Origin of the sequence: Algoriphagus iocasae (genome assembly GCF_014206875.1) — a bacterium.
Taxonomy (GTDB): domain Bacteria; phylum Bacteroidota; class Bacteroidia; order Cytophagales; family Cyclobacteriaceae; genus Algoriphagus; species Algoriphagus iocasae.
On sequence record NZ_JACIJO010000003.1, the window covers coordinates 70,418 to 95,249 of the forward strand.

A 24,832-nucleotide genomic window follows, 5' to 3' on the forward strand; every position below is an offset into this window, starting at 1 on the left:
TTATATACTGTTAAAGTTTTTCTATTTGCAGTTTAAAATCCTCTGCAAGTTTAATGTAAAATTCAGGAGGATCAGAATCAATAAAATTGATCAGGCGTTGGATGGTTTTTGATTTTTGATCCTTTTTATAGGCAATTTGTATTTCGGAGAATTCTTTATTCGCTTTAAGATGCACCTCTTTGATATCTAAAATTTGCTCTTTCAATGTTGGTTTTTGGGATAAATATCCAAGTTCATCCATAAGCTGTATGACTTTGGACTTGTATGGCTGAAGCTCTTCTTCGGTCGGTTTTAAGAATAAAGTGAACCAGACCAGCATAGCTTCAAGATGGTAAAAATTACTATTGCATCGATCATTGATGAATCTCTCAAATAAGATTTTAGCCTCAGCCAAACGATCCTCTTGGGCAAGGCTTTGAAGTGTTTGTAATAACAAATTAGAAAATTGGAAATCCTCTATCTTCTCACTTTCGTCGATTAGTGGGAGGAAATGGTTAAGGGCTTCCCTGTGCATTTGGTGGTGAAAATATATAAAGCCAATTTGACTTTGACAGGAAATTCTTACTTGCTCATTTGATGGGTGTTTTTCATTAAAAGCCTCGAATAAAGGAATGTACTTCAAGTCTGAATCACCTAATATACTTTCATGAATTAACTGAGTTAATCCTTCCAATTTTGGATTTGATGACTTCATTTATTGATTTTCTTTTTCTACCACTGCAAATAGCAATTGTTGAATCTTAGCATCTTTCATCGGACTTAGGGTAAAGTAAATAATGATGTCCTTTAGCTCTCCGTGAATCCTAAAAGTGCCTCTCAATTGATTTTGAGGAGTTATTTCTGAAACAGATTGAACGGTTCCAATTTCATTTAATGCATCATTGATTTCTTTGATTCGATGCTCTTTGCTTTGATCCAAGAAGAAATTTTCAGAGAAAATATCCTCTTCTAGAGCATTTTCACCCTTTAGAAAAGATTCTTGTACCTGTTTTTTTCGAGATGCCAGAATGTTTGAAACATGCAGAGTTCTAGGCTGAAGTTCCAGTTTATCAAAAAGTAATTGTTGGATTTTTTGAAGTGGCCAAGGTGTAGTATAAGTCAAGTTGCAGAAGGCCATAATCCCGATTCCATACTCTGGGTAAAACACATAATTGCTACCAAATCCAGGAAGTGCTCCTCCGTGGGAAACCCATTTTTGACCCTCACAATTTTGATAAATCCCCAAGCCAAAACCATATCCTGAAACAATGGGACAAGGTTCATCCCGGTAATTTTTAGCGTTGTTATTTAGTCTTGGGAATTGTGGGGTCTGCATTTCTCTCAGCGAACTTCTCTTTAGCGGGCCAACTTCATCTTCATTTCTAGGAGGCCAGGCAGATAGGTGAAAACTCACATAATTGCTGAAATCCTCAATCGTCGTGATCAAACCGCCCATTGCTCCAAAGGAACCATCGTGAAGCATAGGCTCCAGCTTCCATTCTTCATCTTCCCATCTGTATCCAATTGCCAACTGCTCGGCAGGTACATCATCAACCTCCCAATAGGTTTGGTTCATTCCGAGAGGTTTAAGGAATTCTTCCTTAATATATTCTTGGTAGGGCTTTCCAGATACTTGAGAAACAATATAACCTAGCATCGCAAAACCGGTGTTGCTGTATTCGTATTGAAAAGAAGGGACATTGGAAAATGTGATTCCTTCCGAAATCATATCCAATAACATCTGGTTCGTCTCATCCAGCTGTCGGTCACCCCAAGGATTGTCCTCTGGAAAACCTGCTGTCATCGTCAGTAGATTTTCTATGTCAATAACCGGAGCGTCTTTGGTCATGTAAGTGATGTTTGCCATCTCAGGTATATAATCCGAAACTGGATCATTTAAAGCCAGCTTACCTTCATCCCTCAATTTCATAATTGCCATCGCAGTGAAGCTTTTGGTCATAGAGGCAATTCTAAAATCAGTATTGGTTGTTGCAGGAACTTGATTTTCCAAGTTCATAAATCCCACTGCATCTGATAGGACTAAGTTGTCATCTACCACTATTCCATAAGCAATGCCTGGAATATGATTTTCTTTCCCATATTCTTCCATTAAGACTTTTAATTCTGCCTCAATACCTTTGATTTTTTCAGCTCGTTGGTCATTGGCAAATGCAGGTTTTTTATAATCGGAAGAATAAGAATGGCTGTTTGAAGGCTCTGTATTCGATTTTTCTTCCGTTGGTGCTGAACAAGCAGAAACTAAAAAGCAGGTCAAAATAAAACTGGCAATTTGATTTTTCATGACTTTATGAGTTTGATAAAAAGTTGCAGGATATTAATGCGATTTCGAAGAAGAATCTGTGGTTGGGTAATTTGATAATACTCTTTTCACCAACGGTCCTATCGTCAGCCCTTGTGCAATAATTGAAAATACAACGATCACATAGGTGACTGTCAAGAAGAGTTCACGTTCCATTTGAGGCTCAAGTGAAAGTGCCAAAGCAATAGAAATTCCCCCTCGGATTCCGCCCCAAGTCATCAGCAAATTTGTTTTGGGGATGAAATCCAATTTTTTCTCAAAAATGGCAATAGGTCCTGCCAAGGAGATATAGCGAGCAAGTAAAGCGATAGGAATGGCAATAATCCCAACCATCAAATACTCTTCTTTTGCAGAAATAATTAAGAGTTCCAGTCCGATCAAAACAAATAAAACTGCATTTAGAAGAACGTCAATCAATTCCCAGAATTTATCGACATAGTTTTGAGTGGTGTCTGACCAAGCGATTTTAGGGGATTTATTCCCAATGAAAATCCCTGCTACCACCACTGCCAAAGGACCGGAAACATGGATTTTATGTGCCAAAATCGATAGTCCCATAACCAAAGCAAGGGTGATGATCACTTCTGTTTCATAATGATCTATCACTTTCATCAGCCTAAAAGTCAACCAACCAGCAAGTAATCCAAGTGCTATCCCGCCTGCGACTTCTTCCAGAAATAGTAGTCCAACTTCCCCGGGATTGACCGCGTCCAATCCTTGCTGGGCAATTTTGAAAATCACTAGAAAAACCACCACACCCACTCCGTCATTGAAGAGTGATTCACCGACGATTTTCACTTCGAGTTTTTTTGGGGCATTTGCCTCTTTCAAAATCCCCAATACAGCAATTGGATCTGTCGGAGAGATCAGGGCACCGAATAAAAGACAATAGATGTAATTGATCTCATGACCAAATATCAAAAAGGCAAAATACATCAAGGTTCCCACCAAAAAGGTGGACAAAACGACGCCAATCGTGGCAAAAGTGGCAATAGGAGCTTTCAGAGTTTTTAATGCATCTAGTTTAGTATGAAGTGCGCCGGCAAATAGTAAAAAACTCAGCATCACATCCAGCAGGGCTGTTTCAAAATCAATAGACTGAATCAGCAATTCCGCCTCGTCTATGAAAAAGTGATTGATTTTTCCTAAAAGCGTGATTCCAACCGTAAATGCGATCGCTATGATCATCAAACCAATAGTAAAAGGCAGCTTGAGGAATTTGGTGTTGATAAATGCAAAAACTGCAGAAAGGACGATGAGAATGGTTATGATGCTAAAAATATCCATTGACTAAAGTTGGTTTTGATGGCTTACGCCAAAATACAACGATTTTATGGAATGCATCAATAAATGCAGGCATCAATAGCTTTAATTGATGCCTGCATGTTTTGGGATATTATTGAAAATTGAAAACAAGAGGGAATAGAAATACAACAATGATTGTCCAGATAGCATATATCGGGATGAAGGATGCGATAGATTTTCCTACTTCCAGATCTTGAGTTTTTCCTTTAATAGTCTTGAAAATTTTAAATGCAATCATCAAAAGATGTACGAGCATGAGGATGTTACTGCCAAGAACAGCCATTCGATTCGGAGTAATTCCCCATTCTGAAATCCTGAATAAAATAGCCGAAAGTGCAATTCCATTGACAATAATGGTCACCAGGGAAAGGAGCATTAGAACCCATATATCTAAAGAGATTTTACCCTTGACAGAATGCTCAGCAATGGAAAAGAAAATCAGCGCCATCACTCCGATGAGTAGGATGTTGAAAATAAGAAGGAATTCACGGTCATTGTAAGGGTCTTTTCCGGTATAAAAAATGGCGATTAAATAGGCTGTCAACATGATCAAAACCGCCGGACTGAAAAGCTTGGCAATGATTGGAGTTACTTTATTGACAAGTTGAGGATTAGTTTGAGTCAGAAATGCTGCTAGAATTGGAACAGAAGGAAGGCCAAAAACGATTATGTACTTCTCAAAAATCGGCTCCATGTTGATCCCGATTAATTCAAAAAGTCCAAAGGTAATCGCAGTTAACAAAGCTCCGGCAATTCCAATGACAGCACAGATCACGGCAGCCTCCCCGTTGAAGCGAAGAAATTCCAACCTTGGATTTATGTTTTTATATTTTTCTCCTGCGAATGAAACACCCAAAACCACCCAAAGAAGTAAGGGTAAGTGGATGCAAGCTAAAATCAGGGTATCGCTCTCGAGATTATTGGGAAGTGAATTGATGTAAATAATACAAATGCTGATAAATCCCGCAAAGAACCCGACGACTTGTCTTGAGAGTTTATTTATCCAAGCAAAGTAAGCGATGAGTACCGGGAAGACTATAAATCCAATATTTCTGGGGAAATAAAAATCTTTGGAAATAGAGAAAATGTCAGGAAGCTTTGCAATTAGTCCTGCTATGAAGCAGCCGATTACGACATAAATCAATTCATTTTTCACACCCCATGAAATTGAGTTGCTATCATAGCTCAGTCTGGCTTTCCAGAATTCGATTGCTGGATTGCCTTCAACTTCCTTGCTGACTTCCAGAAGTGATTCTTTGAAAATAGACTTATTGGAGCGGTAGAGCTTTTCCAGTGTGGCTGGATCGTCTAGATGAGATAAAATTTCTTCTTTCATTGAATTGGGATTTATAGATAAAGTCATGTTAAATCGAAGGTTGGGATTGAGGTTTTGAATTTTCAAAATCTTCTAGACAGTAGTCTAAGGAACCTCCTTGGGTATGAATGCATTCACAGAATTCAAATCCTGCTGCTTCATTTTCAGTGCCGATAAACTGTTTTTGGCAGGATTCCAATGAATTTTGAGGCATCACTTCATGGCCAAATCGGGAGTATACCACGAAAAAGACCATGGTCGATAAAACTCCGGTAGCAAATAGATAAGGGAATTTTAAGCTGTATTTTTTAGCCTTTGGAAGGCTTACCTCTTCTGAATGACGATTAAATGGTAAAATGTACCTGAGTTTGTCATAGTGCCAGGCAAGGATGTAAAGGTTTGCCAGAACCATCAGAGGCGATGTGATATATGATCCTACAAATCGTACCGCAAAGGATAAAATCCAGATATTAACAATGATAGGCAAATAGAGTAATGCTCCCATCAAAACTGTTCTTGGGAAAAGCAATAAAATAGCCGCCAATACTTGTGCGTACCCGATGAAAGTATAATAATATCCAGTGTGGTACAGGGCAGTCAAATAGGCTCCCATTGGATGGATTTCTGATAATCCACTGGCAAATCTTTCATCCATAATTTTAACCATTCCTGCTACGATAAAGGCGTAGGCAAGCAGAATTCTACATCCAAGTTGTAGTAACCAATACCATCGGTTTTGTTTGATGCTGAAATAGTAGTTTTCTAATTTAGTTGAAAGGCTAGATGCTGTCATTTGTTTTCTATTTGAATCTCTAAGCCTATTTTTTATACCAATCGATTTTCCTCGAAATGAACATAGTCAGCGCCAGAGCCACGAAAAGCCCGATACTTCCAATTAATAAGGCGTAGTCTTGCTGCTTTATTATGACAAAAATGAAGAGGTAAAATGCCGATAGAATTCCCGTGAAAATCGCGGTGGTTTTAAATTGGTAGAATAGGCTTTTTGAGTAAAAGGCTAGCAGGCCTACAGTAGCGAAACTTGAAATAAGGTAGGCTAAGGAAAAGCCGAATTGCTCAGAAAGTGCAATCAGTAGCGTGTAATAAAGGACAAGCGCAAATCCAACCAATGTGTATTGAAGAGGGTGAATCCTTCTTTTGGTAAAGGTTTCCATAAGGAATAAAGCCAGGAAACTCAAAACGATTATCAAGATGGCGTACTTGGATGTGCGTATGCTTTGTTGGTATTGGTCAACAGGCATTTTCAGGCTTAGCCCAAAGGAACTTTCAAGAAAATTTGGGAGGGTGTTAATGAACTCCTGACCAAATGGTCTATTGAAATGAAGTACCTTCCAAGTACTCTCAAAACCCTCGTCGTTCAAAACCCTATCCTCAGGTAAAAAGTCTCCTTGAAAACTTGGGTTGGGCCAATTGCCACTAAGTTTCAGTGAGGTAGTTTTGCCTAAAGGGACGATATGAAATTCTTTACTTCCTTTGAGTTTTATTTTTCCTGAAATGGTAAAGTCTTTTGAAACAGGATCTAATGAAGCGGGAAATTGCAGTCCCCTGAGGTTACTCTGAGTATCTGTAAATGGCTCCGAAACTAATGAGACGTTATTAAGCTTCAGGTCTGGATTTTCACCAATTCCTCTAAGATCACTGACGGAAATTAGAAAAGTAGCTTGATCCCAAAGTACTTGCTCAGCAGTTATGTCAAGTTTTTCAAGTGCAATCGAGCTAAAGTCAGCCTTTAAATCTAAATCGCCTCGATAAACGACCACATTGAAAATACCTCGATGAAGAGATTCAGCCTGAAGGTCTCCTTTTATATCTAAAAGATCAGGTAAGAAATAGGCAGTTTTTAGTTCCTTAACTACCTTGCTTTCACCATTGCTCAAGACTTCCCGGTAGGCATGGTAGGGTAATGCCAGGTAGGGTCCAATGACAGTTTGTGCTCGAGACCATTTGTTTGTTACTTCATTCTCCGTTTCCTGTAGACGGGTTTGCCTTTCGTCAATTAGGTCGGTGATCAACGCTTGGGGAATTAATAGTAGCAGAGCAATGAAACCAATAACTAAGAGTTTTAAACTGGTAGACCGGGAAATCCAATCCTGAAATTTTTCCAGGATTGAAAGGTTTGTTTCTTTTTCCATGATTAGTGAGATAAAGTATGTGGTGAATTATAGTTAGTTGTGGAGTGGTGTTATTTTAATCCCAAAGTCCAACCAGGCTGAATGAAAAAACTGCACTTAGCCAGATTGCCACAAAGTAGAGCAGCGTGCTGACGATGATTGCGGCCAGTTTTTGACGACCAGTAGGAAACCAAACGAATCCCATCAAGTAGAAAAACAATCCTCCGAATACTCCTCCTAAAGGGATAAAGGTCAAAGGAACCCACATCCAGGATTCGAATATTTCGCTTTTGACTAGGATGAGAAACATGAGCCAGGAAAATGGAATGCTTGCTCCGATGATTCCTGCCGCCAAGGCAGATTTTAACTGGAAGCCTTTAAGAAATTCAACCTTTGTGTTCATTACTTTATTATTTGAAAGCACTTTGTAGTTCAAAGTGAATGGGTAAATTTTTTTATATTTTATTTTCTTTGATCAAATTTTCAAGGAATTCAAGGTGATCCTCAAAAGCTTTTTTCCCTTGGGAAGTGGCTTTATAAGTGGTCATGGTTTTTCTGCCCACAAAGCTTTTATTCACTGAGATATATTCAGCTTTCTCTAGGTTTTTCAAATGAGACGCAAGATTCCCATCAGTTACTTCAAGGATCTCCTTGAAAGAATTGAAATCAAAGTCTTCATTGACCATCAGGATGGACATGACCCGTAGCCGAACCACATTTTCAAAAGCTTTATCGTAATTCCCCTTCACTTATCTGTCGTATTTATAATACATCATGGACCCATAGATGATATGCAGCACTCCAAAACCTATTGACCAAAGAATCAAGCCATATCCAGGAAAGAAAGCTGAAATTACCCCTAGAACAAGCTGGCAATAGCCCAAGTATTTGATCTCATTCAGGGTGTAGGTAGATGCATTCAGCAAACCAAGTCCATAAAATATCAAAGTAGCTGGAGCAACGATCCCAAAATGACCGCGTGATAGTAATGCCAGGCAAAATATTCCGCCAACCACGACTGGTATAAATAGCGCTTGAATAAATCGCTTACTGGCAGGCGTCCAGAATTTGTGAGCTTTTTTCTTGCTTTTACTTTGACTCATAAACCATGCTGTACCGATGGAAAGAAGTAGAACAATGGCACCTGCCAAGAGTAATTTTTCCAATATATTTTCCTGTCTATTTGCACTGATATTGCTTCCATATGGCATTTCAGGAAAGTAAACCCAGGCATAAGCCAGTCCTGCAGCAATCAATGCATAGGTTCCGGCTAATATTCCAGAAAGCCCACTAAGTGAAAGGAAGCGAGTGCTTCGCTCCATCATGGCCTTGATCTCAGCTAATTCTTGTTCAGGTTTTCGCATAATTAAAAGTACTTTGAATTGCAAAGTAAAATGAAATTTCTGATATTTTTTCTATTACAGAAAAAATTTCAGATTTTTTTTATTCAAACTGCTGAAAACGAATTATTGTATTTTGGGTATGATATTACCCATATGAATAAGAAAATCTGAATTTGAAAAACCAGAATAAAATCTGGTTTTTTCTATTTCAATTCCATTTTAAGTCATTCAGAATTAGCTAAATTGGAATAAAATTGATTAAATATTTCATCCGAAGTTCATGAGCTCAAAACCTCTTTTTACCTTTTTACTTTTCCTATTTTTAAGTCAGTCTGCATATTGTCAAAATACTATAATTACAGGAGGATGGGTTTATGATACCTCGACAAAAACTTTCAAAAAGAACACTGGTTTATATTTAGTCAATGGGCTAATTGGTACAGGAAGTGAGAATGTGATGAATTGGGAAGTGAAGAGTTTGACCGATGAGGATTACATCTTACCCGGTTTGATCGACTTGCATGCGCATTATCGTGTGAGTTATGATGGAGTTGCCTATGATGATACTTTGGCTATGCCGAAAATCTTCTTAGCCAATGGCATCACAAGTACTTTTCCAGCCGGTGAAATCGAGCCTGAGAAAATGTGGGCTTTACAAAAATCAATCGATTCAGGAAGAATCCCTGGGCCAAGAATCCTGCATTCAGGACCTTATTTTGGTACTGCAGCGCCAGATTGGAATCCTGAATTTACAGAACAGGATATTCGCAAACGTGTGGATTATTGGGCAGGAAGGGGAGCTTATGGTATTAAAGCAAAAGGAATTACTCCGGAGCATCTAGAAGTCTTGATCGGTCAGGCACATAAGCATGATTTGACTGTTACAGGCCATCTCAACTCTGGCTATAGAAATTCTGTCAATCCTCAAGAAGCCATAGAAATGGGGATCGACCGGGTAGAGCATTTTCTGGGAGGACGCTTATTAGCTGATTCCATCGATGCTTATCAAAGTCTCAAACAAATCGATCCGGCGGACCCAAGGTTGGAGGAAATTATTCAGTTATTTATTGAAAATGGGGTCTATTTCGATGCGACATTGGCTACCTATGGGGCTATCGGTATGGTCGATTCTCCGGTGTTTTTTGATTTTGCTTACGAAGTTCAATATTTCACTCCTTTTGCTGCTGATGTGATCAAGGCTGTAAAGCCATCGAGTTTCAATGAGCTTTGTGCCTTGATTTATCCTGTGAAGCAGGGAATTTTAAAGCGTTATTATGATGCAGGCGGGTTGATAACTGTTGGGACTGATCGTCCTCTTTTATTGGACAATTACCTCGGTGGAGGAATAGGAGGGTTTTTCATCCATAAAGAAATGGCTGCTATGGTAGAAATAGGAATCCCTGCAGGAGATGTTCTTTACTTTGCCACCCAACAGAATGCTGATGCGATAGGAATTGGAGAGAAAGCAGGAAGCATAACTCCGGGAAAATGGGCTGATTTAATGATCATCAATGGAAATCCGATCAATGACATTTACAGAACCCGGTCTGTTCATACCGTGATCAAAGGGGGAAAGATTTACTCTTCTATGCAGCTGAAAAATGAAGCGAAAGGAAAGTTAGGACCCGAAGGTCCAATCCAATAAGTTATTCTTCCTTCGGAATAGCCATGGTGTGATTTCCAACCAAAAGGCATTTTCCATTTACTTCCACATAGGTTCTCATAAAGTGATACTTAGCTGGATCAACAGGTCTGTCCACCTCTGTAAATCCAGTTACAATGGCAGTATTGCCAGTAATTGCCACTTTCACATCACTTTGAGTTCTAGATTTAATATTGCTGCCACCGTTAGCTTTTTGCTTTTTTCTACTTTCCACGGTTGATTTTTTTGTGTCAACCATAGAATAGTGATTATGCACCCAAATGAAATTCTCTGCTAAAATTGATTCTAAAAAATCAGGATCTGGATGGAGAAGTGCTTCTTCCCATTGAGCATCCAGCGCTTTAATATTGGCTTCTGTCATGCAGCTTTGCTGGGCAAAAGCAGTAAAAAAAGACAAACCAAATAGTAAAATGAACAGACTTAATGATTTCATGGTAACTGGGGTTGATTGTTATTGAAAGGGAATTTAATAAAATTCAAGACAAGCAATCTTGGTTTTCCCCATACTTTGATCTGTTAAAACGAATAAATACTAAACTCCTTGATTTGGCCTTCTCCCTTAGATTCCAAAATCTTCAATCGGAATTCAGAGGCTTCAATCGCATCAAACTGATGGATAAACTTATGACCGATTACTGATCCTTCGAAAATCGTTTTCCAACCTTGCTTGGTTTTGGCTTCCACCAAGAATTTTCTGACTCTCTCTCCATTAGAAATTTCTTCCATCAGTACCAGCTGATTGACTTGCGGATTTTTTGGTAGTTTAAGATTGATTTTTTCTCCAGCTCCAGCCGTTGTTGCAATTCGATTGCTGAATCTTCTATTGATTTCATCACCCAATTCTTTCAATCGTTTTGCGTCAGCATCTGGTATTAAACCCTCCGCATTAGGGGTGAGACCCAGAATCAAAGTGGAATTATGTCCAACAGAATTGTAATACATGTTTACCAATTTGTACAAAGGGTAAATTATCTCATCTCTTCCCGGCTCCCAAAACCAATCATGGCCACCATGTCCCCGCAATGGCGCATCACTCATTGCCGGCATATAATAGCTTCCATCAGGATCTCCGGTTTTCAGCAAAGCAAAATTGTTGTTACTGATTTCGGCCCTTGTGCTTTCGCCAGAACCAACGGCAGGATAGGGGAAAGTACCCCAGCTTGGATAAGGAACTGTACCGGATTCACTTCCTCCCCAGCGCATATCAGCACGCTGCAGGTTATGATAAAAAAGACCATTTGGCTGGTACTTTTCAAAAAGCGATAATACATCCGGCCCTCCCTGTTCTGGTCCATGCGCGCCTCCATCAAACCAAACCATAGCCCAATCGCCATAATTCGTGAAAATCTCCTTGACCATTCCTTCTACCATGGTATTGTAATGTTGCTGGCGGTTTTTGGCAAATTGACTTTCTCCTTCCACTTTGAAATCATGGATCCCATAAAATGAATTCCACCGGATTCCAATGTAAACCCCCGCTTGAAGCCCGTGCCTTTCGCAGGCTTCCTTAAAATCCCTAAGCAAATCACCTTTTCCATTTTGCCACTTCAAGGCCTTCATGCTGTAAGGATTGAAATCACTTTGAAATAAGGCGAAACCAGTTTCATGAGTTGCGGTCAAAATCGCGATTTTGACTCCGGCATCTTTGGCAGATTTAACCCACTGGTCTATGTCCAGTTTCTCAGGATTGAAAATATTGTAATCAGGAATCGGGGTAATTCTATTGTAAGCTTGATTGTAAACTTTCCCATCAAAAACATGAAGATCATAATGAAATACGGCTGCCATCTCAGCATTTTGCCAATTCAGTTGAGCCGGAGTTGGGATCGGTACTTGGCTTTGGGAAAAAGAAGGCTTAATAGATAAACTTCCAAATAGTAGGCAAGCAAGAAGAATTCTGATCATATTTTGGTCATTTGCCCAAATATATAAAGTGTACTTTAATTCGCTTTCCTGATGGACTCTAAAATAAATTCCAAAATCGGCGTGGGATCTTCCAAACTATGTGGATGATGGCCCACACCTGGTTTACCGATAAGTTTGATGTTTCCACCGGCTTTAATAAACTCTGCTGCCAATAAAGCGGTATTTTCTGCTGCTGGAACGACCTCGTCTGCTTCTCCATAAACGTGAATAACAGGGATATTTGCCTTCGCAACAGCGATGCTGTTGTAAATCGGAATTCCTTTGAAATCCATTATAGAATTGGAATCAAGTCCATAGGCTTTCAGACATTTCTCCCAATCTGAGGGACTTCCTGCACTTGCGAATAATCCTCCCGGCCAACTCTTGATATCACAAACCGGCGCATCTGCATAGATGGTAAAAACCTTGTCAGTATTTTTTGCTGCCCAATTGTAAATGATCAATCCTCCACGGCTCATTCCCTCCAAGACTACCTTTTGATTGAGGTTGAATTCCTTTCGGCAATAGGCATAAAAGTCATCCCAAAGTTTTACTGCTTCTTCATTTCCATAGAGATCTGCCACGTCCACATAGACCACATGAAATCCCTTTTCTAATAATGCTTTGTCCAATTGGGGTTCATGCCCCCAGAATCTCGCTCTCCAAACCCAGTATCCATTTTCATCCGCCTTGTTTGGGAAAACTACCTTGGCAGCATGTCCTTGGAAAGTGAAATTCCGGATGGTGTAAGCCTCAAAAATCCGTTGCTGGGCAAAACTTGCAATCGTTAGGAATAAGGTCAGACAAAAGAGAAAAAGGATTTTGGATCTAAGCACGATGGATTATGAGCTAAATGGATCTATAATTTAGAGAAAAATGGGGTGTCTAAAATTATTTTCAATTAGAATTTAATTCGAAAAAAAATATACGGTGACACTATTTTTAACTTGATACGATTGATTATCGTATATTGAAGTAAATTATTACATCATGAAAATCACAGCATTAATTGAGGATGAATTAATACAGGAAGTAGTTAGTACCTCAGGTGCAAAGAATATTACTGAGGCATTAAAAATTGCTTTAAAAGACTATTTAGCGAGACGTAAATTATTGGACTTGGCAAAAGATGTGGCGACTGAACCAATAGAATTCTATTTTGGAGCAGAGCAAATGAGAGATCTCAACCAGCGATGAGAAAAGTCTTAGTGGATACTTCTGTTTGGATTGAGTTTCTAAAAGGAAATCAAGAGTTCTATCAACCCATGGTTAATATCATGGAGCAAGGAGAGATTTATACTTTTGAATTGATTTTTGCAGAATTACTTCAAGGAGTTAAAAACAATCGTGAAAGGACTTTAATCATTAATTTTTACCAACAAATGAGGGTTTTGGATTATCCAAGAATGATAGTGAATGCTGGAGAGTTTGCTGGGTCAAATAAGCTTTTGGATAGAGGGATAGGCTTAATAGATGCTGTTATTATTTATGCTGCAAATCAATTTGGTTTAGAACTGTGGACCTTGGATCGAAAGATATTAGGATACTTGGAAAGAAGTTCGGAAAAATAACGCGTTACAGTAATAGGGAAAAAGAGCCTGATAAATTTTTATCAGGCTCTTTTCTTTTAATCAGAAATCTAGTCTTTTTCTATTTTCAACTGATGCTCTTTTTTCAAACTCTTGTTGATTTTTGGAAGGGCACTTTTGATTACCGCTTCGCTTTCGGTCTTCAGTTTTGGAGCAACTGATTCAAAATATTGGTATTGCTCTTTCTGGTCATTGGTCCATGGACCGATATAATCACCAACCTGTGAATAAAGTGATCTTATTCTGTTATTCAATTCGCCGTATTTTCTGATTATTTCTTTCAGAGGAGCTGCACTATTCTTGTCATAGCTTATACTGTCTTTTTCTAATTTTTCCAGTTGCTCTTCGAGTTTCTGGATTGGACTTCGATCATTAGAAACTACAGTATATAGGTCAAGAATTTTCTTCAAGGAGGTAGTCCATTCTTTTCTGACACCGATGGCAATGTCCAATCTCGGATCATCGCTTACTTGGAATCGTTGTTCATAGCTCGCTCCATTTACTTCTAGTTTTGCAGTGTATAGACCCGGATTTACATATGGTCCATTCATTCGAAACCTTCCAGACCCTTCGGATTCGAATTGATATCGCAAATTCCACATCACTCTGTGAAGTCCGGCTTTATTGGCGGTTTTTACCTCGTTCACAAAGTTGCCGGCAGCATCATAAATGGAAAGTTTGATCGAATTCTTGGCAACAGAATCTTGGAGGTAATAATCGATCGCAGCACCAAAATCAGGGTTTTCTCCTCGATAATACATGTCCCCAGTATGGGCTCCATCATTGGTGTAATTGATGATTTCAGCTTCAGCTATGGAGAACAAAGCTGCTTTTTGCTTCAACACTTCCGGTGTCAATTCCTGAAGGGCATTCACATGATCCAAAATCCAAACACCTCTACCATGTGTTCCCAAAACCAAATCATTGTCTCTTGGATGAATGACAAGGTCATTGAAAGGGAGGGTAGGCATGTTGCTTTTAAACTCCACCCAATGTTTCCCGCTATCATTACTGATAAACAGCCCGAATTCAGTTCCTAAATAAAGCAGATTCGGGTTTTTTGGATCCTCTCTCAAAGTTCTGGCAACTCGATTGGCAGGTAGATCACCTTCTACAGATTCCCAGGTTTTACCATAATCCTTCGTGCGGTAGATGTAATTGTTAAAATCATCATTTCTGTAATTGTTGATGGCCACATAAGCGGTTCCCGCAAAGTGGTTGGAAGGTTCAAAGGTATTGATCCAAGTCTCTTTTGGCAGCCCATTCAATGCGGCAGTGACATCATTCCAGGTTTTTCCATCGTCCCAAGAAACTTGCAGCAATCCATCATCCGTTCCTGCATAGAGCATTCCCGGTGTAAATAGATCTTCAGCAATAGCTGTCAAAGTCGGGAAGTATGGGATTCCATCATCCAAAGAAGCAGTGTTTTCATCCGGTCTTTGCCCCATGATCAGAAGCTCTCTTCGATTTACTTTGGTAGTCAAATCTCCTAAAGAAGACCAAGTAGTTCCATTGTCTGTGCTTTTCCAAAGAACATTCGTGCCAGCATAAATGGTGTTTCCATCATGATGTGACAAGAAAAACGGTCCATCCCAGTTGGCAGGAGCCATGGCATTTCCCAATTCCGGTTCTGGAATTCCCGGGCCCCAAGCATCCCAATTTCTTCTGGCACTGATATTTCCTTTCGGATCACCTGGACGGATATCCTGCCTTTGTCCGGTTTTCATATTCAGTCTGGACAATCCCAAATATTGAGACTCAGTGTAGACCACATCTGGGTCATTTCTATCCACCAAATTCAAGAATCCATCACCTCCGCCAAGGCGTTTCCAATCTTCATTTAGAATTCCTGCAGTTCTATAGGTTTCACTTGGGCCTACCCAACTTCCATTATCCTGAAGTCCTCCATAAATGTTGTAAGGTTTAGCATGGTCTACAGAGACCCGATAATACTGGCTCACTGGAAGATTGCTAACAAAAAGCCATTTTAATCCTCTGTCATACGAAATCCCAATACCGCCATCATCACCTTTAATCACATGTCTGGAATCTTCAGGGTTTACCCAAAGAATCCGATCATCGCCATGCAAGGTTTGACGCGGCGCAGTGAAGGTCCTTCCGCTATCACTGGAATAGCTGTATTGATTCATCATATAGATCCTAGACTCATCACTTGGATCCACCAAAGGTTGTGAAGCATACATCGGTCTTGGGTTCCAATCACTCATCAGTTCCCAACTCTCGCCTTTGTCTTTGCTTCGATATAGTCCTGCTCTTCTTTCATTGTAAGCCGTGGAGGCATTGTATTGAAAGCCTTGTTCCAAGGAAATAAATACCACATTCGGATTTTTGCGATAAATCGAAATACCGATTCTTCCATAATCTCCCTCCGGAAGTCCATTAGTCAATTCTTTCCAGGTTTTGCCTCCATCGGTGGATTTATGAATGCCACTTCCAGGACCTCCTCCATGGAAACCGTAAGGTTTTCGCATTCTTTGGTAGGTAGCAGCATAAAGAATATTTGGGTCAGATGGATCCATTGCCACATCGACTACTCCAGTTTCTTCATCTACATAAATCAATCGTTCCCAAGTCTTTCCACTATCGCTGGTTTTGTATAATCCACGCTCCTCATTCGGTCCCCATAAATGTCCCATTGCCGCTACATAAGCCACTGCCGTGTCGGTAGGGTGAAGAACAATTCTTCCGATATGATGAGAATCTTTCAATCCTACATTTTTCCAGGTCTTCCCACTATCATGAGAGATGTAAACGCCGTCTCCCCAAGAATTACTTTGCCTGTTGGCTCTTTCTCCTGTGCCAACCCAAAGGATGTTGGGATGTGCCTGATTCAGTGCTATGGCACCGATAGAATGCGTGTTTTCTTTTTCAAAAACTGGTTTGAAAGAAATACCATTATCAGTGGTTTTCCAGATGCCTCCGGTAGCAGTTGCTGCATAAAATGTATAGGGATCCGATTCATTGACTGCCAAATCGACAATACGGCCGCTCATATTGGCTGGGCCAATATTCCGTAAGGTTAAGCCATCTAAAAGTTCGCTGGTGAGGTTTTGGCCAAAGCCAAAAAAAGAGAGACTCATGCAGAGCAAGAGTAGTAAGGATTTGGTTTTCATAAGGGTGGTTTTCTTTATCAACTGGAATTTAATCAGTTGAGAGGAGTCTACCATCCTATTTTTGAGGAATGGTGATGAGCTGGTAAAGAATCTTTGAAAAAAAATATTGAAATAAGTCAGTGAAAAAATGAATGGCGGTAAAGCGAATTTAATTCCCCTTTACCGCCATTCTTCAAATTCAATCAGAATTTCATTTCTGCAATTCCTCCATTTCATCAATTGCACGATCAAGCTTATCGAGTATTTTACCATAGATAGTTTTCACATCCTCTTTGTGGATTGCTTTACTAAAAACACTCATGGCGCCTGCACAAATAATTATTACCAAGGTGGTGTAGGTATGGAGTCCAAATATCAAATCTGAGGTACTTTCCATGACTTTTTCCCGCATGGGTGTAAAGATATCTGAGAACCACATCCCAAAATAAAAGAGCAGGATCATCGCAGGATAGACAAATCGATACATGTTGCCATAGCGCTCGGTAGATCGATCAATCCAGTCTTTAAAGGATTTCAAAAAGGCATAACTGCTTTGCCCTTTGTCTAACTTTTCAAGTGATTTTAACTCTAAATATGCTGTATAAGCAACATAAAACATCATTATCAGCATGAGGCTACCCGCCAAAAGAGCTCCAGCCAATGTTGCTACGACAAACAAAAGGGAAGAGCCAATAATAATTCCCCAGATGTTAATCTTGAACATTTTCTCGAATTTCTCGATCATGTGCATAGACTTTCTGTTGTAAATGTCATTGATCTTGGGTGCTACAAGTGCGTCACTTTTCAAGAATCCTTGTTTCCATGTATTTTCAATTGATCTTTCCATCTAAAAATTTTTTAAGTCGTTCTTTAATGCGTTTGATTTTTACCCCGATATTATTCGGGTTTGTTCCGATGATATCAGCGATTTCCTGATAGGATTTTTCTTCCAGATACAGTAAAATAATCCCTCTGTCGACTTCGGATAATTTCCTGATAGCATGGAAAAGTTGCTCCAAGGATTCGTCTGAAAATGCTTTTGAATCTTCTGTCAACTCCTCTGGTATGAATTCTGAACCGGTATACTGAGGGCTGCTTTTCTTTTTCTTAAGCAAAGTCATACTCACATTCAGCGACAATCGATACACCCAAGTTGACCATTCAGATTGACCTTGGAAATTGTGCCTGCTTTTCCAGATTTGTAAACACACTTCCTGATAATAATCCTCAAAATCTTCCTGCGTATCAGTATATGCTCGACATATTTTGATGATAATCGGGGCATAGGGTAAAATTGATGCTGAATAAAAATCGCTACTCAAGTTTTTTTCTTAGTTAGTGGCTCAGATCATATTTTATTACACCCTAATGGATTTTTTTTGAAAAATGTGGTTTAGGAATTTCTTTGAAAGCAGCTGGGAATAATCAGTTCTAAGAAATAATTGGTGTAAATCTATTCTGACGTGATGCTGTGTAAATCTCCAAAGCTTGAAAAAAGTATTTCTGATATACACCTTCCAAAAGGATTGTCAAGAATAACTTATCGTTTTTTTCTCTTCAGTTTTCTCTTATTCCACCACACCAAAAAACCTGTAATAGGTAGGGAAGCCCCGATCAAGGATGCCAAACAGGCCAGAATTCTCCCAGGCATTCCCCAAACACTTCCAAAATGAATATCATAGACCAGGCCATTGATTTTGCTGAAAGTGCTTCGATTTTCGGAAGCTCCATTTTGAAAGTTTCCTTCGATCAGTGCGCCGGTATATTGGTCATGGTAATAAAAATCAACAGCATTGATCCCAGCCTTTGGTTGGATGGCGGATAGCTGAACGGCTTCATCTTCTTTATGAGGAATGTTGATCCGGACTTCTGCTTCTGGATATCGACTGTGATAGTCTTTGATTAATTTGTTTAAAACTTCATCCTGAGAATTCAGTGAGCCTGCTTGAACAATCGATAGGGGAGAATCCCATTTTAAAGCATTCTCTCCAGTTACCTCTTTGAGACTTTCCCTTACCACTTCAAATCCCCAGAAAATCCCCGTACCAATGGTAAAGATCAGAATCCAGGTGGCATAAAAGCCTAAGATATTATGCAGGTCGTAATTCAGTTTTTTTGGAGAAGCAGACCATTTTACGGTAAACTTTTCCTTTCCCGGCTTTCCAGAATAGGGCCACCAAATCACCAATCCTGTCATCAACATGATCATGGCAATCAAGGTCACCCAATGCACGATTTCCCTTCCGGGAGGGCCCAATAATAGGTTTCGATGTAGGTTTTTTAGCTTACTGATCCAGCCTTGATTCATATCCTGTAAATGGATCAATTCTGCCGAATAAGGATTCAAATAGGCATGGTAATAGGTGCCAGGGACGTAAATCAACACTTCGATGGCACTTGCTGGATCACGATACAAAGCCGTCCGAAAATCCCCTTCCGGAAAGTTTTTTTGCAAGGTGTTTTTAATATCCGAAATAGAGATAAAAGGCTGATCCTCTGGTTTTACTTCTTGGTGGAAAGCTATCCTGCTGAACTCAGGTTGCCAGGTGTAAATGGCGCCTGACAAGGCAATGATAAAAAATAAGAAGCCCGTGATCAGTCCTAAATAAAGATGGATAGAAGCGATAAACTTGCGAAAGGTCATTTATGAAAAGGTTCAATCTAAAAATTTAGAGATTTTTTGTGGAATGAAAGGCTTTGAAGAGAAAGAAATAGCGATTGATTAAAATTTATCTCTCTGGAACACGATAGCCAGTTTGTGTCATCGGAGCTGTTTCATTACTAAACAATTGAAATAATATGGGGTCGCTTAGAATCTTTGAAACTGTGGTGATCTCGCCATCCAAAATCACATGTTTATTCATCAGGCGAATGCCATGACTGTAATCTACATACCAATCCACATGTCCGCTATAGACCGGTTGAATCGGGTTGCCATCTAGTTTATGCCAACCGTAAATTACCACTCGATCGGTTCCTTCCACTAGCCGATTAGATAAAATCACATCCTTTTTTATTCCTGCTATCAACTGCCCATTCTTACCCTTGGCTTCTTCCTTTTGCTTTTCTATTTGCGCATTGTGGAGGATAAACTTTTCCACACTTTCATTCTCCCTACCTACTGGTTTGTAGAAAAATGGATCCAGTTTGACCTCAGCATTTTCATAAATATGATCTGAGATTTTCGCTGTAATCAGGGAACCTCCAAATAAATCTGCCAATCGCTGGGCTGTATATGGGTTCATCGGTATCCTACAGTAATCCACATTACTACCTACTGCCAAATAATCCGGCATGATTTCGTAAATCAACTCGTGTGATCGACCTTGGGAATCGGTAAAAGCGTCAACCAAGCTAATCGGATTTCTTAGAAAATCAGGCATATTTCCAGAAGCCAAAGCTTTAAAAATCTCCTCTTCACGTTCTTCCAATTCCAATGGCATTATCCTTTGCATAAAGGCAGAACCAGTTTCTGCACCAGGTTTTCTTTCAGGGATTTGTAAATCAGGAATGCTGATTTGGGCAAATGTGATCAGAGGAAAAATAAAGCTGAGGAGCCAAAATGAAAATCTTCTAAACATGGTTTTAAAGAGGGAAGAAACTAAAGGAGTCTTCAAGAGTGGGCTCAATGAATTGAATAGGCTAATTAATATTGAGATATTTTATTTCAGGAATCCACTGTGCAGCGGTCTTGTTTAAGCAACTATTTATAAACTATTTCAAATTAGGGTCAGGAATCTTTTCTTTTGTAATACTCCTTTATTCTTCTTTCTACTCGATTCGAAAAGAAATTTTCAAAGCCACTGGTGTCAATAGAATTTTCAAAAAGTTGAATTCCAAATGCTTCTGCAATTGTTTTCTGGACTTTGTCTTTTATGGAATCTGATGTTTCAGTATTTATTCCATCTAATAGTTTCAATTTTTCTGAAACGTATTCCTTCAAATCACTATCCAAGATTTTGAGTTCATCTGTAGTCACGTATGAACTTAATCTTTTGGTCAATTCATTTTCCACATAATCAGCAATAATATTCATTGACATTTGAAGAACCTCATTCTTCCTTTCCTCCTCCTCTTTTTCAATATTCAGCAGTTCTAATTTCTTAGCATTTTCTTCTTCTAGCCTCCTTCTTTCCAGTAAATTTTCTCTGCGTATTTGTTTATTGTTGACTATCAGGTTCAGAATTACAGCTGCAAGGCCTAGAATCGCAACAATTAAACCTATGAAAGTGGTGTAGTTTTCCATTTTTTAGATTGAATTATATTATCACATTCATATTTTTTTGCAGTGTTCAAAAATCAATTTATGGTTCAAAGTCACGGAACCAAACAATACAATTAATTTCAATTTAAGAATTCTATCTTTTGACTAGATAAAATTGAATTCATTATTCATTTAATTAAAAATCTTGACTAGCAGAAATTAGAAAATATTGGACTTCATTCTACTGTTTTGGCAGACTGTATGCGCCAAGAAGTTTATTTCGCAATAAACCAATCCATTCCATCGGGGTTCTGTAGGTCGGTTATTTCTTTAATTATATCCCATGTGTTTGTGTCGATCACAACAAGCTTGTTGCCGGCGCTAACAGCATAGTAGACCCGCGGACGAACCGGATCGATAAAAATGCCTTCCCCACCAGCGCCAACGTCAATGCGTTTAACTTCTTTGCGAGTTGCCACATCCCATACCCGAAGTTCATTTCCCTGAAGTTCATTCATCAATACGTATTTTCCGTCTTTCGTAAACTTAATACGGTTGTTTAATCCGCCTTCAAATGAAATTTTATCGATTAGTTTCTTCTCTTGTACGTTGATGATTGATATTTCTTTCGCATGCATATGAAGGACCCAAAACTCGGTGCCGTCGGGCGAAAGTGCCATGCCTTCCATGCGGGTGTCGCCTGGGAAATTAGTGAAAACAAAATTTTTCCTGCCTCTATCATTTGTTACCCGATCAACAATGGTAATCAATCTGCCATTGCTGCTTGCAGTGAAAATCCGTTGTTCATCAGGATTGACAATAAGCATGTGTGATCCACCCGGAAGTCCGATGACCTCGTCAAATTTCTTGGTAGCAGGGTCGTAGCGGGAGATCAGGCGGTTGGTCTCATGGCCTATGTAAAGATGACTGCCAGCGAACGTAATCGCATGTCGGTCTCCAAATGCACTGATGTCGATGGACTCAACTCGCTTTTGAGCAATCGCATCTACCACTGTGATTCCGGGAAGATTCGAACCGATGTAAACATATCGCCCATCTGTAGCTAGTTCATGGAGATTTCCTCCTGCCGGAATCCGTGCAACAATTTCAAGTGTCTCTGGATCGATTATCACCAGACGTCCTGCATCCTTTTCTCCCAAGAGTAAGGCTTCTTTAGGAGTGGGTGCAAAGCTTATTACCGGTGAATCTGGATCTACTGCTCGAGTTTTCCCTTTCCCGCTGGATGTTGTGACCTGGGCAAGCAAAGGCTGTAATTCAAAAAGGAGGAGTGTGATTAGCAGGAATGGAAAACAACTTGAAATTTTCATAACAGGAATTTGCAGGATAGTAGTTATGAAAACCACTTCTTTAGATCGTCCTGTGCTGTCTTGAAGGTTGCCCTCTATCAAGCCTAAATCATGAATCTAAATTTCCAGTTCCTATTCATCATTCTGAAGCGAATTGACAGGATTGGTCCAAGCAGTTTTGATCGCATGATAGCCTACAGATATGAAGGTCAGTCCTAGCATCAGCAAGGCGGTGAAAAAGAAAAGTGTCCAACTGATATCGGTATGGAAAGTGAAAGATGATAGGAACTGCTGGATGATATACCAGGCAACAGGAAATCCAAGCACCAAGCTAGCCAATACCAACAGTGCGAAATCGCTGCAAAGCAAGAGCGAAAGGCTTCCTGAGGAGGCGCCAAGAACTTTTCTGATGCCGATTTCTTTGGTTCTTCTTTCTGCGGTGAATGAGGCTAGACCAAAAAGCCCAAGTCCGGAAATTAAAATGGCAATCAACGTAAAGGAAAGTGCCAGTTTTCCGATGACCTGCTCATTTTGGTATTCTTTTTCAAAAACCTCCTCCAAAAAGGTGAACTCAAAAGGATAGTCCGAATTGTATTTTTTGAAAACTGCTTTGACCTGATCGATCGAGGCAGTCATGGAGTTTTGATCGGATAGTTTGATGAAATAGTGCGAACCCAGATTTTCTGAAAACATAAAGATCATCGGTTCAATATCAAATTTTAGATTGTCATTATGGAAGTCTTCTGTGACCCCAATAATCTGCCCTTTTCCATTCCACATTTCCAACTCTGTTCCCACCGCCGTCTCAAGGTCCAAGCCCATCGCCTCTGCAGCTTTTTTGTTGATGATATAGTTCGAAGCATCTTGTGTTCCTAGGAAATTTCTCCCTTTGCTCAGCGGGATATCCAGCGTTGGAATAAATGCTTCATCACATCGGAAAATCTTGAAATTGATGTCTGATCGTTCTGATTTTCCTGCCCAGATTGGATCATTGGTGGTGATAGGTACAGAAAATATACTGTTGCCCCCAAAGGCAATATTCTCTACGCTTGACAGCTGCAGTAATTCATTTTTTATCCCATCATAGCTTTTGACAATGCCCTCGTTTTGATCTACCACAATGATATTTTCTTTATTGAAACCTAGATTTCTCTCGCTGATAAAGCTGATTTGCTTGTAAATGGCGATACTGCTGACAATCAATATTGCTGAAGTCGTAAACTGTGTGATAACCAAAATTCTACGCAAACCCTGCCCTTTGAGAATAGAGCGACTGTCGCCTTTGCGTACGGTAATTGGGTTGAATCTTGATAGAATAAATGCAGGATAAGTTCCCGAAAGCACTCCGGTAAGAATAGTAATGGTGAAAATGCCCAGCAAGAAAAGAGGGTTTGACAAGTCCAGTTGAAGTGTCTTTTCTGTCAGCTGATTAAAAAAGGGTAGGAGCAGCTGGACCAGAATCAATGCAAATCCCAAAGCCATCCAAGAGAGCAGTACGGATTCGGTGATAAACTGAAGAACCAATTCGGATTTATTGGCACCAATAGATTTACGGATTCCAACTTCTCTACCTCTTGAGCCCGATCTTGCGGTGGCTAAATTGATAAAATTGATGCAAGCCATCGCAAGAATCAATATGGCGATCACACCAAATAGATAAATCTGCTGAATTCTTCCTCCAGCCGGAATTCCGTTTTCAAATTCTCCCTGAAGTCTGAGTTTTTGGTAAGGATAAAGAAAGGGTCGACTTGTACACTCAGAACAGTTTTTCTGGATCAGGTCGCCTATTTTATCGGATGGATTTTCGGCGTTTTCACCCAGCAAAACCGTGGTTCTGGAAGCGCCGCTTGCCCAGTTTTGCATCCAAGGATTTTGCTCCAGATAAAGCGCAAAAGGAGCAATAAAATCAAATTGTAAAGAGGAGTTTTCAGGAATAGTTGCAAAAACACCTGCGATGATCATTTCCTGACCTTCTCCCAATTGAATGGTTTTTTCTATCGGGTCTTCTCCGTGAAAAAGCTTTTGTGCAAGTTCCTCGGAAATGTAGATCGTGTTTTTACTATCCTGAACAGGATCAATCCTTCCTTTGACCAGGGGAAAGCTGAATAACTGAAAAAAGTTGGGATCGGCATACAACCCTACTTCATTGAATCCTTCTTCCTTGTATTTTACCAAGTGAGCCGTTTCATAACTGTATTGCGTCGCCAACTTAATCTCCGGGATTTCATTGACTAGCGTCTCTTTTAAGCGGGAGGGATTGGCGGCATAAGTATCGATAGTGCCATCAGGCCGCTCGCTATTGATCATAACGCTGTAAATCCTGTCGCCATTTGCATGAAACTTGTCAAAAGAGACCTCGTCCAGGATCCATAAAAAAATAAAAATGCTGGCTACGATTCCCGAAGTAAGACCTAGAATATTGATGAGCGTATAGCCGGAGTTTCTTCTAAGATTTCGAAAAGAGGTCTTGATGTAATTCTTCCACATAGAAATTTCAAATTCGAAGAAATAAAGATCTTTCTTCTTTTGGAGCTATGCAAAATCCAAAATGCATGCCTTCCTGAAATCCACTTTGGAAGCATTCAGGAAGGTTTTTTGGATTTTCTCAAAAATTTCTTCGGACAATTTTGTTCGATATTGGGAAAAGTCAATCCTAAATC

At 39.7% G+C, this 24,832-nt stretch carries 23 protein-coding genes; 3 read left to right on the forward strand and 20 right to left on the reverse strand.

The features are described 5' to 3' along the window. Positions 1-10 precede the first annotated feature (10 nt). From FHS59_RS14680 to FHS59_RS14720, 9 genes are all read right to left on the reverse strand, one after another. Positions 11-694: a hypothetical protein gene (locus tag FHS59_RS14680; RefSeq protein ID WP_184496176.1), complete on the reverse strand. Its 684-nt coding sequence runs from the start codon at positions 692-694 to the stop codon at positions 11-13. Beyond that, positions 695-2,281, reverse strand: coding sequence for a serine hydrolase domain-containing protein (locus tag FHS59_RS14685; protein ID WP_184496177.1), 1,587 nt, complete (start codon positions 2,279-2,281; stop codon positions 695-697). Positions 2,282-2,314: 33 nt separating this feature from the next. Continuing rightward, a complete protein-coding gene (locus FHS59_RS14690; protein ID WP_184496178.1) occupies positions 2,315-3,586 on the reverse strand; it encodes a cation:proton antiporter in 1,272 nt (423 codons plus the stop codon). Positions 3,587-3,695: 109 nt separating this feature from the next. Beyond that, positions 3,696-4,940 (reverse strand): hypothetical protein, encoded by a 1,245-nt coding sequence (locus FHS59_RS14695; RefSeq protein ID WP_184496179.1) that lies wholly within the window; start codon positions 4,938-4,940, stop codon positions 3,696-3,698. A gap of 28 nt (positions 4,941-4,968) precedes the next feature. Next, positions 4,969-5,712: a DoxX family protein gene (locus FHS59_RS14700; RefSeq protein ID WP_184496180.1), complete on the reverse strand. Its 744-nt coding sequence runs from the start codon at positions 5,710-5,712 to the stop codon at positions 4,969-4,971. Between the two features lie 25 nt (positions 5,713-5,737). Continuing rightward, complete coding sequence (gene creD, locus FHS59_RS14705; RefSeq protein WP_184496181.1) at positions 5,738-7,069, reverse strand: cell envelope integrity protein CreD; 1,332 nt, start codon at positions 7,067-7,069, stop codon at positions 5,738-5,740. A 55-nt stretch (positions 7,070-7,124) separates the two neighbouring features. Then, on the reverse strand, positions 7,125-7,451 hold the full coding sequence (locus tag FHS59_RS14710) for a hypothetical protein (RefSeq protein WP_184496182.1): 327 nt from the start codon (positions 7,449-7,451) through the stop codon (positions 7,125-7,127). Between the two features lie 52 nt (positions 7,452-7,503). After that, a complete protein-coding gene (locus FHS59_RS14715) occupies positions 7,504-7,797 on the reverse strand; it encodes a winged helix-turn-helix domain-containing protein (protein ID WP_184496183.1) in 294 nt (97 codons plus the stop codon). Next, entirely contained in the window at positions 7,798-8,412 is a 615-nt protein-coding gene (locus FHS59_RS14720) for a hypothetical protein (protein ID WP_184496184.1), read from the reverse strand. It lies immediately after the preceding gene. Positions 8,413-8,671: 259 nt separating this feature from the next. On the opposite strand from FHS59_RS14720, the gene FHS59_RS14725 reads away from it, so the two are divergent. Continuing rightward, on the forward strand, positions 8,672-10,036 hold the full coding sequence (locus FHS59_RS14725; RefSeq protein ID WP_184496185.1) for an amidohydrolase family protein: 1,365 nt from the start codon (positions 8,672-8,674) through the stop codon (positions 10,034-10,036). A 1-nt stretch (position 10,037) separates the two neighbouring features. Here the strand turns inward: FHS59_RS14725 and FHS59_RS14730 are convergent, their stop codons facing one another. The 3 genes from FHS59_RS14730 to FHS59_RS14740 all read right to left on the reverse strand — a co-directional run bounded on the left by FHS59_RS14730 (position 10,038) and on the right by FHS59_RS14740 (position 12,795). Next, positions 10,038-10,487 (reverse strand): nuclear transport factor 2 family protein, encoded by a 450-nt coding sequence (locus tag FHS59_RS14730; RefSeq protein WP_184496186.1) that lies wholly within the window; start codon positions 10,485-10,487, stop codon positions 10,038-10,040. Between the two features lie 83 nt (positions 10,488-10,570). After that, positions 10,571-11,959 carry an alpha-L-fucosidase gene (locus FHS59_RS14735; protein ID WP_184496187.1) on the reverse strand — a complete coding sequence of 463 codons (1,389 nt, stop codon included), beginning with the start codon at positions 11,957-11,959 and terminating at the stop codon, positions 10,571-10,573. Positions 11,960-11,994: 35 nt separating this feature from the next. Continuing rightward, on the reverse strand, positions 11,995-12,795 hold the full coding sequence (locus FHS59_RS14740) for an alpha/beta hydrolase family protein (protein WP_317168202.1): 801 nt from the start codon (positions 12,793-12,795) through the stop codon (positions 11,995-11,997). 154 nt (positions 12,796-12,949) lie between these two features. Between FHS59_RS14740 and FHS59_RS14745 the strand changes: the two genes are divergently transcribed. Both FHS59_RS14745 and FHS59_RS14750 read left to right on the forward strand, forming a co-directional pair. Then, entirely contained in the window at positions 12,950-13,156 is a 207-nt protein-coding gene (locus FHS59_RS14745; RefSeq protein ID WP_184496188.1) for a type II toxin-antitoxin system VapB family antitoxin, read from the forward strand. After that, on the forward strand, positions 13,153-13,530 hold the full coding sequence (locus FHS59_RS14750) for a PIN domain-containing protein (RefSeq protein ID WP_184496189.1): 378 nt from the start codon (positions 13,153-13,155) through the stop codon (positions 13,528-13,530). Before FHS59_RS14745 ends, FHS59_RS14750 begins: the two co-directional genes overlap by 4 nt. Positions 13,531-13,598: 68 nt before the next feature. Here the strand turns inward: FHS59_RS14750 and FHS59_RS14755 are convergent, their stop codons facing one another. From FHS59_RS14755 to FHS59_RS14790, 8 genes are all read right to left on the reverse strand, one after another. Next, positions 13,599-16,682 carry a sialidase family protein gene (locus tag FHS59_RS14755; RefSeq protein WP_184496190.1) on the reverse strand — a complete coding sequence of 1,028 codons (3,084 nt, stop codon included), beginning with the start codon at positions 16,680-16,682 and terminating at the stop codon, positions 13,599-13,601. 190 nt (positions 16,683-16,872) lie between these two features. After that, positions 16,873-17,508: a hypothetical protein gene (locus FHS59_RS14760; protein ID WP_184496191.1), complete on the reverse strand. Its 636-nt coding sequence runs from the start codon at positions 17,506-17,508 to the stop codon at positions 16,873-16,875. Continuing rightward, complete coding sequence (locus FHS59_RS14765; protein ID WP_184496192.1) at positions 17,492-17,983, reverse strand: RNA polymerase sigma factor; 492 nt, start codon at positions 17,981-17,983, stop codon at positions 17,492-17,494. Before FHS59_RS14765 ends, FHS59_RS14760 begins: the two co-directional genes overlap by 17 nt. 218 nt (positions 17,984-18,201) lie before the next feature. Continuing rightward, positions 18,202-19,305, reverse strand: coding sequence for a PepSY-associated TM helix domain-containing protein (locus FHS59_RS14770; protein ID WP_184496193.1), 1,104 nt, complete (start codon positions 19,303-19,305; stop codon positions 18,202-18,204). 85 nt (positions 19,306-19,390) lie between these two features. Next, complete coding sequence (locus tag FHS59_RS14775; protein ID WP_184496194.1) at positions 19,391-20,242, reverse strand: hypothetical protein; 852 nt, start codon at positions 20,240-20,242, stop codon at positions 19,391-19,393. Positions 20,243-20,391: 149 nt separating this feature from the next. Continuing rightward, positions 20,392-20,907 (reverse strand): hypothetical protein, encoded by a 516-nt coding sequence (locus FHS59_RS14780; protein ID WP_184496195.1) that lies wholly within the window; start codon positions 20,905-20,907, stop codon positions 20,392-20,394. A 233-nt stretch (positions 20,908-21,140) separates the two neighbouring features. Beyond that, on the reverse strand, positions 21,141-22,193 hold the full coding sequence (locus FHS59_RS14785) for a YncE family protein (protein ID WP_184496196.1): 1,053 nt from the start codon (positions 22,191-22,193) through the stop codon (positions 21,141-21,143). A gap of 111 nt (positions 22,194-22,304) precedes the next feature. Further along, positions 22,305-24,659 (reverse strand): ABC transporter permease, encoded by a 2,355-nt coding sequence (locus FHS59_RS14790; protein ID WP_184496197.1) that lies wholly within the window; start codon positions 24,657-24,659, stop codon positions 22,305-22,307. Positions 24,660-24,832 lie beyond the last annotated feature (173 nt).

Excerpts from the sequence above, each read along its gene's own strand:
- FHS59_RS14680 (WP_184496176.1), bottom strand. The coding sequence starts at position 694 with ATGAAGTCATCAAATCCAAAATTGGAAGGATTAACTCAGTTAATTCAT.
- FHS59_RS14685 (WP_184496177.1), bottom strand. The coding sequence starts at position 2,281 with ATGAAAAATCAAATTGCCAGTTTTATTTTGACCTGCTTTTTAGTTTCT.
- FHS59_RS14690 (WP_184496178.1), bottom strand. The coding sequence starts at position 3,586 with ATGGATATTTTTAGCATCATAACCATTCTCATCGTCCTTTCTGCAGTT.
- FHS59_RS14695 (WP_184496179.1), bottom strand. The coding sequence starts at position 4,940 with ATGAAAGAAGAAATTTTATCTCATCTAGACGATCCAGCCACACTGGAA.
- FHS59_RS14700 (WP_184496180.1), bottom strand. The coding sequence starts at position 5,712 with ATGACAGCATCTAGCCTTTCAACTAAATTAGAAAACTACTATTTCAGC.
- creD (WP_184496181.1), bottom strand. The coding sequence starts at position 7,069 with ATGGAAAAAGAAACAAACCTTTCAATCCTGGAAAAATTTCAGGATTGG.
- FHS59_RS14710 (WP_184496182.1), bottom strand. The coding sequence starts at position 7,451 with ATGAACACAAAGGTTGAATTTCTTAAAGGCTTCCAGTTAAAATCTGCC.
- FHS59_RS14720 (WP_184496184.1), bottom strand. The coding sequence starts at position 8,412 with ATGCGAAAACCTGAACAAGAATTAGCTGAGATCAAGGCCATGATGGAG.
- FHS59_RS14725 (WP_184496185.1), top strand. The coding sequence starts at position 8,672 with ATGAGCTCAAAACCTCTTTTTACCTTTTTACTTTTCCTATTTTTAAGT.
- FHS59_RS14730 (WP_184496186.1), bottom strand. The coding sequence starts at position 10,487 with ATGAAATCATTAAGTCTGTTCATTTTACTATTTGGTTTGTCTTTTTTT.
- FHS59_RS14735 (WP_184496187.1), bottom strand. The coding sequence starts at position 11,959 with ATGATCAGAATTCTTCTTGCTTGCCTACTATTTGGAAGTTTATCTATT.
- FHS59_RS14745 (WP_184496188.1), top strand. The coding sequence starts at position 12,950 with ATGAAAATCACAGCATTAATTGAGGATGAATTAATACAGGAAGTAGTT.
- FHS59_RS14750 (WP_184496189.1), top strand. The coding sequence starts at position 13,153 with ATGAGAAAAGTCTTAGTGGATACTTCTGTTTGGATTGAGTTTCTAAAA.
- FHS59_RS14755 (WP_184496190.1), bottom strand. The coding sequence starts at position 16,682 with ATGAAAACCAAATCCTTACTACTCTTGCTCTGCATGAGTCTCTCTTTT.
- FHS59_RS14760 (WP_184496191.1), bottom strand. The coding sequence starts at position 17,508 with ATGGAAAGATCAATTGAAAATACATGGAAACAAGGATTCTTGAAAAGT.
- FHS59_RS14770 (WP_184496193.1), bottom strand. The coding sequence starts at position 19,305 with ATGACCTTTCGCAAGTTTATCGCTTCTATCCATCTTTATTTAGGACTG.
- FHS59_RS14775 (WP_184496194.1), bottom strand. The coding sequence starts at position 20,242 with ATGTTTAGAAGATTTTCATTTTGGCTCCTCAGCTTTATTTTTCCTCTG.
- FHS59_RS14780 (WP_184496195.1), bottom strand. The coding sequence starts at position 20,907 with ATGGAAAACTACACCACTTTCATAGGTTTAATTGTTGCGATTCTAGGC.
- FHS59_RS14785 (WP_184496196.1), bottom strand. The coding sequence starts at position 22,193 with ATGAAAATTTCAAGTTGTTTTCCATTCCTGCTAATCACACTCCTCCTT.
- FHS59_RS14790 (WP_184496197.1), bottom strand. The coding sequence starts at position 24,659 with ATGTGGAAGAATTACATCAAGACCTCTTTTCGAAATCTTAGAAGAAAC.